The organism is Peptostreptococcus russellii (assembly GCF_900110295.1).
Taxonomy (GTDB): Bacteria; Bacillota; Clostridia; order Peptostreptococcales; family Peptostreptococcaceae; genus Peptostreptococcus; species Peptostreptococcus russellii_A.
In genome coordinates this window covers 86,380-98,909 of sequence record NZ_FODF01000008.1, presented here as the reverse complement: position 1 = coordinate 98,909, position 12,530 = coordinate 86,380, and the positions used below count along the sequence as shown (strand labels likewise).

The 12,530-nt window shown below is 31.8% G+C and carries 13 protein-coding genes; all 13 read right to left on the bottom strand.

What is annotated here, in order from left to right; all coding sequences use genetic code 11:
- Positions 1–1,128, bottom strand: a 1,128-nt coding sequence (locus tag BMY82_RS06245; RefSeq protein ID WP_180366749.1) for an aminopeptidase P family N-terminal domain-containing protein, incomplete at its 3' end; no start/stop codon positions are given.
- Positions 1,129–1,156: 28 nt separating this feature from the next.
- On the bottom strand, positions 1,157–2,512 hold the full coding sequence (locus tag BMY82_RS06240) for a peptide MFS transporter (protein WP_091975701.1): 1,356 nt from the start codon (positions 2,510–2,512) through the stop codon (positions 1,157–1,159).
- Between the two features lie 440 nt (positions 2,513–2,952).
- Entirely contained in the window at positions 2,953–4,404 is a 1,452-nt protein-coding gene (locus tag BMY82_RS06235) for a carbon starvation CstA family protein (RefSeq protein WP_091975700.1), read from the bottom strand.
- A gap of 241 nt (positions 4,405–4,645) precedes the next feature.
- Positions 4,646–5,071: a 3-hydroxyacyl-ACP dehydratase FabZ gene (fabZ, locus tag BMY82_RS06230; RefSeq protein ID WP_091975704.1), complete on the bottom strand. Its 426-nt coding sequence runs from the start codon at positions 5,069–5,071 to the stop codon at positions 4,646–4,648.
- Between the two features lie 131 nt (positions 5,072–5,202).
- Positions 5,203–6,435, bottom strand: a complete 1,233-nt coding sequence (gene fabF / locus BMY82_RS06225) for a beta-ketoacyl-ACP synthase II (protein ID WP_091975699.1) — start codon at positions 6,433–6,435, stop codon at positions 5,203–5,205.
- 11 nt (positions 6,436–6,446) lie between these two features.
- A complete protein-coding gene (gene fabG / locus BMY82_RS06220; RefSeq protein WP_091975698.1) occupies positions 6,447–7,199 on the bottom strand; it encodes a 3-oxoacyl-[acyl-carrier-protein] reductase in 753 nt (250 codons plus the stop codon).
- A gap of 40 nt (positions 7,200–7,239) precedes the next feature.
- Entirely contained in the window at positions 7,240–8,202 is a 963-nt protein-coding gene (locus tag BMY82_RS06215; protein WP_242938931.1) for an ACP S-malonyltransferase, read from the bottom strand.
- Positions 8,171–9,118 carry an enoyl-[acyl-carrier-protein] reductase FabK gene (fabK, locus tag BMY82_RS06210; RefSeq protein WP_091975696.1) on the bottom strand — a complete coding sequence of 316 codons (948 nt, stop codon included), beginning with the start codon at positions 9,116–9,118 and terminating at the stop codon, positions 8,171–8,173. Before fabK ends, BMY82_RS06215 begins: the two co-directional genes overlap by 32 nt.
- Positions 9,119–9,146: 28 nt before the next feature.
- Positions 9,147–9,368: an acyl carrier protein gene (locus BMY82_RS06205; RefSeq protein WP_091975695.1), complete on the bottom strand. Its 222-nt coding sequence runs from the start codon at positions 9,366–9,368 to the stop codon at positions 9,147–9,149.
- Positions 9,369–9,435: 67 nt separating this feature from the next.
- Positions 9,436–10,461, bottom strand: a complete 1,026-nt coding sequence (locus BMY82_RS06200; protein ID WP_091975694.1) for a beta-ketoacyl-ACP synthase 3 — start codon at positions 10,459–10,461, stop codon at positions 9,436–9,438.
- A complete protein-coding gene (locus tag BMY82_RS06195) occupies positions 10,451–10,927 on the bottom strand; it encodes a MarR family winged helix-turn-helix transcriptional regulator (protein WP_091975693.1) in 477 nt (158 codons plus the stop codon). Before BMY82_RS06195 ends, BMY82_RS06200 begins: the two co-directional genes overlap by 11 nt.
- A gap of 14 nt (positions 10,928–10,941) precedes the next feature.
- Positions 10,942–11,679, bottom strand: coding sequence for a carboxyl transferase domain-containing protein (locus BMY82_RS06190; RefSeq protein WP_091975692.1), 738 nt, complete (start codon positions 11,677–11,679; stop codon positions 10,942–10,944).
- A gap of 1 nt (position 11,680) precedes the next feature.
- The gene (accD, locus tag BMY82_RS06185) at positions 11,681–12,529 is read right to left on the bottom strand and encodes an acetyl-CoA carboxylase, carboxyltransferase subunit beta (protein ID WP_091975691.1); all 849 of its coding nucleotides are present in this window, start codon (positions 12,527–12,529) and stop codon (positions 11,681–11,683) included.
- Position 12,530: the final 1 nt, after the last annotated feature.

Genomic DNA, 12,530 nt, shown 5'->3' with positions numbered 1-12,530 from the left:
GTGACACATAGCTGCATGTTCACCATATGAGCTTATTGGAGCAAAAGACTGCCACTTGTAACTTGGATGTTCTTTTCTCAATGATTCAAGCTTATCACTTGCGCTCATTTCTGTTGCACCTTCCTTAAGGGCATCATTCTTTAACCAATACATAAATTTAGCATGTGTTATAGAGTCCATAACTTCAGCCTTCTTTATGTTTTCTATTTCTACTTCATTCTTCATTGCCTTAAATAAAACTGTAGGGTTCATTTCTTCCACTACCTTAACATCCTTTGAGATGTTGTTATATAGGGCATAGTTAAGTCTTCTAGGGTCTATAAGTATTGTGTCTCCCTTTCCAAATTCCTTAACATCTTCATATATATCATTGTAAGGTCTTAATTCTACATTGTCCTTTGCAAGAATTGCCTTTATTTCATCACTTACCTTTGATTCTTCTATGTAAAGTATAGCCTTATCTTCAAGAACCATTGAATAACATAATATTAGAGGGAAGAATTCAACGTCATTTCCTCTTATGTTAAATAGCCAACCTGAATCGTCAAGAGTAGCTATAATATGAGCATTTGCTCCATTTTTAGCCATTACTTCTCTTACTCTTTTAAGCTTATGAGCTGTAGATTCTCCTGTATATTTTTCTTCAAGATAGAATATTGGTTCTTGAGAAAGAGGAGGTCTATCTGTCCATATTTCAGCGATAAAGTCGTTTTCATATGAAATTTTACCGTTCTTTCTATTTATTATTCCATCGTATTCTTCACCTTCACCAACAGATACTACTCTACCGTCAAATCCGATAGTACCACCTTCAGGAAGGACACTTTCTATGTATTCTGTTACAGTTGGAACTCCTGGTTCACCCATTTTTCTTAGTTCTACTCCAGTTCCCTTCATCTGCATTTCAGCCTGTATAAAGTATCTTCCATCAGTCCACATCCCTGCTTCGTCCTTTGTAAATACTGCTGTACCTGCAGAACCTGTAAATCCAGTAATAAATTCTCTTGATTTAAAATGTTCTCCAACATACTCACTCTGATGATAATCAGCAGATGGAACAACATATACGTCTATGTTCTTTTCTGCCATTTTCTTTCTAAGTACATCAACTCTTTCTGAAACTTTCATAAAAAACCTCCATTAACTTAAATATTTTCTAATCCTCAACCAATGAAGACAATCGTTTATCTAGTAAAAATAAGAGTATTGCTGATGCAAAAGCTATTGCTGCAACTATAAAGCAAGCTGTAGTAAATTTAAACTTACCAGCAAATAGATAACCATATGCGTATCCATATAGTTTAGCTGATATAAATACTGCAATTCCCCACATTGACATCATTAAACCAAGATACTTACTTGGAGAATATTTACTTATAAATGATGAGCCCAGTGGTGAGAAGAACATTTCTCCTAAAGTAAGAAGTAGTGCAAATACTATCAACCAAAGCACACTTGCCTTTGCTCCGTGACGCATAATATCTATCATTGCATAGAATATATATCCTACACCTATAATTCCTATTCCTATACCAGTTTTTCTAAATAAACTCATGTCACCCTGTGGTCTTTCAGCAAGCTTCATCCAAAGAACTGCCATTGTTGGTCCTAGTATAACACAGAACAGTGAATTTGCTGCATCAAACCAAGTAGCAGGAATCTGATAACCAGCTATTACCCAGTTCATGTTTTCTGACCAGTAATAGTATACTGGTAGATATGCAAGATACCAGAATATCCAGAAAATTATTGAAAAAATTGAAGCAAGTATAATTGCACCGATTCTTTTCTTTTCCCTTGTAGTAAGAGGTCTATTGTCTTTATTCTTGAAAGCTTCTTCTTTTTCTAATTCTAATTCTTCTTTAGTTTTTTCCATCTTAAACGGACGTGTACCGACTTTTCCCATAGCTTTCCAACAAATAGTTGCATAGTAAATAGCTCCTATTATCATTACAAGAGCTGCGAGCTTAAAACATGGAGCAAAACCATATACTCCGTTTTTAGCAAAAACATCCTTGTATAGGATACCAACTGCAAAAGTCCCTATTAGAGCTCCTACATTTACTAATGTATATCTAATTGAAAAAGCAGAGTCCATTTGTTCTTTGTCTGTGATAATACGACCAAGCAATGGTCCGTTTTTAAATAGACCAAGACCGACACTTACAAGAAGTATCATAAGATATATCTGCCCTATTCCAGTTGCTATAGCACCCATATAATAACCTATACCTGTTATTACCATGCCAACTGGAGTTGTATATTTAGCACCTATAAACCTATCTACTATCACAGCGCCAAATATAGAACCTAAATATGAAAATGCAGTTAAATTGGCTTGCATATTTGCTCCTACTTTGTCAGACAAGCCTAAACCACCATTCACAACTGCTGTAGTTATAAATATCAGAATAAGTGATCTACCTAAATAATAAGACAGACGCTCAAAAATTTCTGAACAACTACACAGCCAAAAAGCCTTTGGAAAACCTTTTCTTATACTTTTTTCCATAATTGATAAAAACCTCCATTAATCTTATAATTTATAATAAGCAATTTCTTGCTTTATTATCTAAGAGATTGAGAATTACTACAATGGTTATTTTTTTAACTTTTGATATTTTATTTCTTGAAATTTATATATTAAAAACAGTATTAGGATATGTATTAATAGCCTATACTATGCTGTATCTTGCATTATTAAATTTGTATTTTAAAGAATTTTCTAAGTGAATTTTTTTACTCCTCTAATATAACATATTGTAAAGGCAATTTCAACAAAATTTATTAAGTTCTGATAATTTTGTTGAATAACCCGATTCTAAATTATAAAAAAATAATTATAACCCTTGCTATAACAAGCAAAAGTTATAATTATTCTCAATGCTATATATTTATATAACAAAATTTATTATATAGGAATTATTTATATGAAATAAACAGTTTAATTTTTTATGCTAATCTTTCTTTATTTTCTAGAGCCTTTTTCCCAGTTCTTATAATGGCGATTGCGTATATTAGAGCAAATATAACTCCAATTACATTTGCTGTATTCTGTGGAAGATTGAATCCAATCTTAGCTCCTAATAAGTATGCTGATATTACATATGCATAGAACATACCAGGTATTAATGTAATCATATATGGTTTCTTTAACTTATATAGATAAAGAGTAATCATAGCAAATGCAAATATTGCTATCGTCTGATTTGCCCATGCAAAATACTGCCATAATATATTAAAACCTTCTGGAGAAAGTTTTGCAAATACAAGTATAAGCGCCACTGGTAGAAATATACAGATAGATAGCTTTATTCTATTTGCAGGTTTAGATTGATCGTATCCAATTGCATCTGCAATCATCAATCTTGCTGCACGTAAAGATGTATCTCCTGAAGTTATAGGAAGAACTATAATACCAAGAACAGCTATTAGTCCACCAATCTTACCAAGCATATCATATGCTACTATACCAATTACTTGTGGCTTACCTACAAGTTGTGGAGCAACACCTTTGTTGTATATTCCCATTGCAGCTGCAGCCCATATCATAGCAATAAAACCTTCTAATATCATCATATCATAGAAAGTCTTTCTACCTTCTTTTTCATTTGAAACAGATCTACCTATCAAAGTAGCCTGAGTTGAATGGAATCCAGAAACTATACCACAAGCAACTGTTACAAAGAATACTGGTAATAGAGGTACTTTATTTGGGTGAACACCCATCCAATTTGTAGAACTTAAATTAGTTAAGTGATATCCTCTTACAAATAATCCAAAGAAAATACCAACAGCTGATAATAAAAGTATTATACCAAATATAGGATAGATTTTTCCTATTATTTTATCTATAGGAAATAATGTGGCCGCTAGATAGTAAGCAAAAATACATCCGTAAACAAGCCAAACAACAGGGTTATTTACAACTGACTGCTGCTTTAAAAGACTACCTACTATAAGATCTCCTGGTGTATATATAAATACTGCACCGACAAGTATCATTAAGAATATAACGAATATATTGTATACTTTGTAAACCTTTGAACCAAGATGATCTTGAATAAGTGCGGGCATCTGCTTTCCACCGCTTCTAATAGATATCATTCCAGTTAAATAATCGTGTACAGCACCACCTAGTACACATCCAATAGGTATTAATATAAATGCAATTGGTCCAAAAAGAATTCCCTGTATCGGTCCAAGAATTGGTCCTGTTCCTGCAATATTTAGTAATTCAATAAGTGCGTTTTTACGTTCTTTCATAGGTACATAGTCAACTCCGTCATTGATTTCTACGGCTGGAGTTGGTCTGTCATCTGGACCGAAGATTTTTTCAACGAATCTACCGTAAAGTATTCCGCCAATTAACAAAATCGCAAGTCCGATTAAAAATGTAATCATAATATCCTCCAATTTAAATATGAATTTTTAAAACTGTATTTCTTAATCCCTATTTTTAATATTATACACAAAATTATGTATTTGTAATACATAATTTTGTGTATTTTTTTCTATTTTTTTAAAACTCTAGTTTTTTCAAGGCTTGGAGAATTGAATTTTTTTAAACTTCTAAACCGCGAATACAAAAGATAGCGGAGTACAAAATATATTGTTCTGTACTCCGCTGTCTGAAATATACATATTATTCTCCAAGAAAGAAGCTAATTTCTCCTTCAACACACAATTCTCCATCGGAGTATATCTTTCCCTCTCCAACTCCAAACTGCTTCCTCATTTTTATTATATTTACAAAAATATCAATCTTATCTCCTGGACGAACTTCTTTTCTAAACTTAGCATTCTTTATTCCTGAAAAAAATGCAATTTTACCCTTATTTTCCTCAATAGACAAGATAGAAACTGCACCTGCTTGTGCCATAGCCTCTATTAACAAAACTCCTGGCATTACATTGTACTCTGGAAAATGGCCCTGAAACCAAGGTTCTGTAGCAGTTATGCACTTTACGGCATGACAGCTCTTTCCTATTTCCATATCTACAACATTATCTATTAGTAAAAATGGATACCTATGTGGTATTATCTTTTTAATTTCTTCTATATTAAGCATTTCTACTCCTTCATATTCCATAAAACTAAAATCACTAATATAATATTTTTTGTATACATTATCAAATAGCCTTTAAAGTTTTTAAAAAGCAATAACGTTTTTTAAAATTTTATCATTAGGGAAAATAGTGTTTATTCAAATTTTTTAAATAATAAAGATGAATTATGACCACCAAATCCTAGTGAATTAGATAGAGAATACTTGATATCTTTATATCTAGTTCCTTCAACTACATAATCTAAATCACAATCACTGTCTTTTTCTTTATAATTTATTGTAGCTGGTATAAAAGATCTATTTAAAGCATAGCAGCAAATCAAAGCTTCTATAGCACCAGCTGCACCTAGCATATGACCAGTCATACTTTTTGTAGAGGAAATTGCTAGATTATAGCTATGCTCTTTGAATAATTTTTTGATAGCTTCTGTTTCAATTGAGTCATTCATTTGAGTACTTGTGCCATGTGCATTAATATAATCTACATCTTCTACTTCTATACCTGCCTCTTCAATTGCATATTTCATAGAATACATTGCACCTTCTGCATCTGGCCTAGGTGCTGTAATATGATATGCATCACTTGATTGACCAAAACCTACTACTTCACAAATTATATTTGCATTTCTTTCAATGGCTGAATCTAAAGACTCTAAAAGCAGTACTGCTGCTCCTTCTCCCATAACAAATCCATTTCTATCTTTGTCAAAAGGAATTGAAGCTCTTTTAATGTCATCTGAAAAGCTCAAAGCTGACATAGCCTCAAAACCTGCTATTCCCAAATCACATACACTTGCTTCACATCCTCCTGCAAATACTAGATCCTGATATCCATCTTTTATTAGTCTATATGCATGACCTATAGAATCTGTACCTGTTGCACATGCAGTAACACTAGATGTACATACCCCTCTAGTTCCAAGCTCTATTGAAAGATGACCTGCAGCCATATTTATAATAGCCTTCGGTATAAAGTGAGAAGAAACTTTCTTAGGTCCCTTATTCATAAATTTTTCAAATTCACTTTGTATGGTAGCTAGTCCACCTATTCCACTTCCCATTACTATACCTGTTCTGTGTTTATTGCTTTCATCTATTACAAGTTCGCTGTTTCTCAATGCTTCTTTTGATGCAGCTATTGCAAATTGGACAAATCTGTCCTTCTTTTTGGAAGCATCTACTCCATAATCTTTGGGATTGAAATTTTTCACTTCTGCTGCTAGTTTAGTTTTATATTGAGAGTTGTCAAATAGGCTTATATAGTCTATTCCATTTTTACATTTAATAATATTTTCTATAAAATCTTCAACATTATTTCCTACTGGAGATATTACTCCAGCACCAGTAATTACTACTCTTCTACTCATAAACATCCTCTCTATATTGCAGATAAACCACCATCTATACTTATAACTTGTCCAGTTATATATCTTCCTGAATCACCTACAAGAAATGAAACAGCATTTGCAATATCTTCTGGATAACCAATAGATTTAAGTGGTATCGAATTAATAATTTTTTCTTTTATATTGTCTGATAAAACATCTGTCATATCAGTCTTTATAAAACCTGGTGCAATTGCATTTACAGTTACACCATAAGATCCAAGCTCAGCTGCCAAGGTTCTAGTAAGACCTATAACTCCAGCTTTTGATGCTGAATAATTTACTTGACCTGGATTTCCAACTATTGCAGATATTGACGATATATTTATTATTCTACCATTTTTTTGTCTCATCATTTTACTTGCAACTTGTTTAGTGCAATTAAATGTGCCTTTAAGATTTATATCTATTACATCCTCAAAATCATTTTCTTTCATTCTAATAAACAACTTATCTTTTGTTATACCTGCATTATTAACCAAAACATCTATAATTCCTATTTCATTTTGAATTTTTGAAATAGCACTTTCTGTTTCTTTGTAATCACCAACATCAAATTTAAGACAAAAAGCATCAATTCCATTTGACTTTAGTTCTGACACAAATTCATTGGCTTTTTCTTCTGAATTAACATAGTTAAAACCAACTATAAATCCATCTTTGCCTAATTTTTCTACTATTGCTCTACCTATGCCTCTTGAACCGCCTGTTACAAAGGCAATTTTTTTATTTTCTAACTTATTCATAAATCCTCCTTATGAACTCCTTTACAAATTATCGTGTAATTTATAGCTGATAGTTTTCTATATCTTCTATATTTTGGATATTATAAACATTAGCTTTACGATCAATTTTTTTAACAAAGCTTTTTAAAGTTCTACCTGGTCCTATTTCGATAAAATCATTTACTCCATCTTCAAGCATGTTTCTAATTATTTTTTCAAAATATACTGGCGAATACATCTGTTTTTGTAATTTTGACGAAAACTCAATAATTTCTAAATACTCTTTAGCATCATAATTTGAATACACCTTATATCTAGGCTTTTTATATTGAATTTTATCAAGAATTTTAGCAAATTCAACAGAGGCTTCTTTTAAAACTTCTGTATGAAAAGGTCCTTCTACATCTAAGTCTATTATAGACTTTATTTTACTTTCTAGACACTTTTCTTTAAACTTTTCAAGAAGATTAAACTCTCCACCTACAACTATCTGTGCTGGAGAGTTTAGATTACAAATATCGATTACTCCCTTGTTTTCTTTTTTAACTTCTAATATTATATTGGAAACAGTTTTAAAATCAGATTTCATTACTGCCAACATTCCACCTTTTCCTGAAGCGGCTGTTTCCATTATTTTACCTCTTTCTTTTATTAGATTGATACCTTCTTCAATATCAAATACTCCACTTGAACAAATTGCTGAGTATTCTCCTAGACTTAATCCTGTTGAGCTTACTACTTCAATATGCTCACCATATCTATTCATAAACTCATCGCACAATAATACACTATCTAAAAAAATTGCTAATTGTGCATATCTTGTTTTAGATAAATCTTCTTTTTTGGCATCTAATATTATTTGAGCAGTCTCCATATCTGTCAGTATGTCCAACTTCTTATATATATTAGCTATTTCTAGATTAGAGTTGATTATATCCTTTCCTATGCCCTCATACTGAGATCCTTGACCAGGAAAAAGAAGGGCAACTTTTTTAGTCATTGATTGATATAACCGTCCTTTCATACATATTTATTAGATCTTCTATAATAGCCTTACAAGACTTTCTTTCTTTCACTAGCCCTGCAATTTGTCCTGCCATTATAGAACCATTATCTATATCTCCTTCTACTACTGCTCGTCTTAGGCTACCTGAACTGAAAGCTTCAAGTTTCTCTATGTCTGCATTTTCATCTTCCATTTTTTTAAACTTTTTTGCGAATTTATTTTTTATTACTCTAACTGGATGACCTGTTGAGTTGCCTGTTACCATTGTAGCTGTATCTTTTGCCTTAAGAACTTTTTCTTTATATGAATCTGCTGCATTACATTCATCTGCAACTAGAAATCTAGTTCCAACTTGAACAGCAGATGCACCCAAGCAAAAACTTGCTGCCATCCCTCTTCCATCAGCAATACCACCTGCTGCTATTACAGGAATATTTACTGCATCTACAATTTGAGGAATTAAAGACATAGTATTTGTTACACCTATATGACCTCCAGCTTCAGCACCTTCAGCTATTAGTGCAACTACTCCATCATTTCTTTCCATTCTTATAGCCTGAGCCACAGAAGGTACTACTGGTATTATTTTTACACCATGTTCGTTTAGTTTTTTAAAATACTTACCAGGATTACCTGCACCAGTAACTACTATTTCTACTTTTTCTTCTATTACTGCATCTACAATATCCTCTACAAAGGGACTTAATAGCATTACATTTACTGCAAAAGGTTTGTTAGTTTTGGCTTTTGCCTTTCTTATCTCTTCAACGATCCATTCTTTTGGAGCATTTCCTGCAGCAATTATTCCTAATCCACCTGCATTTGAAACTGCTGCAGCTAAATCGGCATCTGATACCCATGCCATCCCTCCTTGAAAAATAGGATACTCAATACCTAACAAATCACATATATCATTATTCTCTATTTTTCCCATATCATACTCCTTATCTTTTGAAAGCTCTTTACTTTCTCTTTAAATATTCTTCAATTTTTGCGGGAGTTCTAAGATTTTCAATTTCCTCATCTTCTACTTCTATATCAAACTCTGCTTCAATTTCAGTCATTATATCCATAACATCTAGAGAATCTGCTCCTAGATCTTCCTGAATATCACTATTATCTTTTACTTCCTCTAATTCAACATCTAACTGTTCTGCTAATATTTCTTTGATTTTTTCTAACATTTTATTACCTCTTTTCTAAGTTTTTTATAAATAAATATTTATTAATATAGCCATCTATTTTTAATAGCTAATTAATTTTCAACAAAGACGCTCCGTAGCTTAAACCGCCACCAAAAGCCAATATAATAATATATTTTCCTTTATTACTTTGAAAATCAAATTTCCCCAAAGCTTCATCAAGGGCTATAGGAACACTTGCAGACGAAGTATTTCCATACTTTTCCAAGTTTACAAACCATTTTTCAATTTCTATTTTACTTTTAATCGCTAGTGTTTCTATTATTCTTTGATTTGATTGGTGTGGTATTATCAAACATACATCTTTTTTATCAATATTGTTTTTTAATAACAATTCCTCTATAACTTTCACACCTATTTCTGTAGCAAATTTATATATCTGTCTACCATTCATTCTAATAAAGCTATCGCTATCTTTCGGGCTTAATTTTGAACTAATAGTTAGATATCTATTTTGATCATATTTGCCACCTAATACACTATCTATAAGTTCTAAGGCTAACTTTTTATCTGAAATATTGTCTTCTTCATTAACTTTGTTATCTCGCTTATTTAAATTCTTTTCATAGCAAGTATTTTCTAAAATTGTACAACCTGCTCCATCACCGAATAATATACAGGTAGATCTATCTTTCCAATCAACATATTTAGATAGTCTCTCTGCACCTACTAATATGGCATACTTTATATTTGTAGATTCCATAAAAGACTTTGCAACTGCCAAAGAATATACAAATCCACTACAAGCTGCATTTAAGTCAAAACATACTGCACTTTCAATACCTAGTTTCCCTGATATTGTAAAAGATGATGATGGAACTACTGTATCGTTTGAAATAGTAGAGCTAATTAACAAACCCACCTCATTTATATCGATATCTATTTTATCAAGTGCATTTTTACAACTATTATAGGCAAGTTCTTCTGTAGTTATATCTTCAGCAATATATCTAGTTTCTATTCCTGTCCTTTCTACTATCCATTGATTGTTTGTATCTACCATTTCAGATAACATATGATTGTCTAAAACTTTTCCTGCAACATATGAACCTATTGATATTATTTTAATAGACATTTTTACCTCCATATTCTTTTAGGAAAAATTCATTGATATTTTTTAAAGCGTTAATTAAAGCCTGATCCTCATCTAATTTTAAATCAACCATTACATGATCAATCATTTCATCATGGAAGTTTTTGTGTATTTTATCAACTAATTCTCCTTTTTTTGTCAAACTTGCCAAGACTACTCTCCTATCATTAGGATCTTTACTTCTATAAACATAGTCTTTACTTTCCAGTCTATTAATACTTATAGTCAGTGTTCCCATTGTAATATTAAGTGCTTCTGCAATTTCTGACATAGTTTTGTAGCTACCTTTACCAATAGCTTCAATTGTATGTATTTCAGTCATTGAAAGATCTCTTATACCTCTGTTTCTCAAAGACCTTTCTTCTATAGTTAAAATATTTTTAAAAAGCTCAACTATTATATCATTAATTATTTTTCTACTATTTTCATAGTTTAACTTATCATCCAATTCATTCACCTCCACTAGCCTAAGATTCTTCTGTATTTATCATATCTTTTCTTTATATATTTGCTTGCAGAAAGCGAAGAATATTTTTCCAAATATTTTAAAATTTCAATTTTCAAGTGGTATATTTGTCCACCATCTTCTTTAATTATCTTGTCTATAAAGCCATCCTCAAGTAAATCATGGCTAGTCATTCTCATTAATTCTGCTGCTTCTTCTTTTCTACTTGGGTCCTTCCAAAGAATACTAGAAAATCCTTCTGGTGATAAAATAGAATACACACTATTTTCTAACATCCATATTTCATCTGTTACTCCTAAAGCCAAAGCCCCACCACTGCCTCCTTCACCTATCACAATTGATAATGTAGGAATTTGTAGATTAGCAAACTCTAATAAACAGTTTGCAATTGCTACAGACTGTCCTCTTTCTTCTGCCTCTATGCCACAGCCTGCTCCTGGAGTATCTATAAGTGTTATCAAGGGGAATTTATACTTTTCTGCATATTTGGCAAGTCTAAGAGCCTTTCTATATCCTTCTGGATTTGGCATTCCAAAGTTTCTATCTTTTTGTTGAGCAATAACCATTACAGAATACTCATCTATCATAGCAATACCAGCAATTATAGTATCATCATCAGAATATAACCTATCTCCATGAAGTTCTATAAAAGGCTCACACATATATTCAATATAATCCTTAGCTTTTAGTCTTTGAGGATGTCTCGATGCTCTAACTTTATCCATTGCTTTCATATTATTTCCCACCCTTTTTCTGCCTATTATGGATTTTCAATATATTGCTCAAAGTTTCTTTAAGTTCATCTCTTTTTACTATCATATCTATCAATCCATGTTCTAATAAAAATTCTGCTCTTTGAAATCCTTCAGGTAAGTTTGTACCTGTAACCTGCTTGATTACTCTTTGCCCTGCAAATCCAATTAATGCACCTTTTTCTGCAATAATAATATCTCCAAGATTAGCAAAACTTGCACTTACTCCACCAGTAGTAGGATCTGTCATCACAGAAATGTATAACAAATCTTTCTCTTTTTGTTTGGCAATAGCTTGAGATGTCTTTGCCATCTGCATTAGAGAATACATTCCTTCTTGCATTCTAGCTCCACCTGATGCAGTAAATATAATTAAAGGCAACTTTTTCTTTATAGATAATTCTATACTTTTAGTTATTTTTTCTCCTACTGTACTCCCCATACTTCCCATCATAAAATAGGGATCCATAACTGCAATTACAACTTTATGACCTTCTATTTTACCTATACCGCAAACTACTGCTTCATCATTTCCAGTAGTTTTTCTGAGAAGATTCTGCTTATCTTTATATTCTGGAAAATCAAGAGGATCTCTAATTTTCTTTTCTTTAAAATATTCAACAAAGCTTTCACTATCTAATAAACTTTTTATTCTCTCTTTGGCAGTCATTTTCAAATACTTATCACAAGAGGGACAGATTTTAAAACTTTTTGATACATCATTTTTTAGTATCATACTTCCACATTCTGGACACTTGGTCAACATATCTGCTTGTATATTTATCGTTTCTACAGGTTTATATTTTTTTCTTTTAAAATGCTCTAATATCATA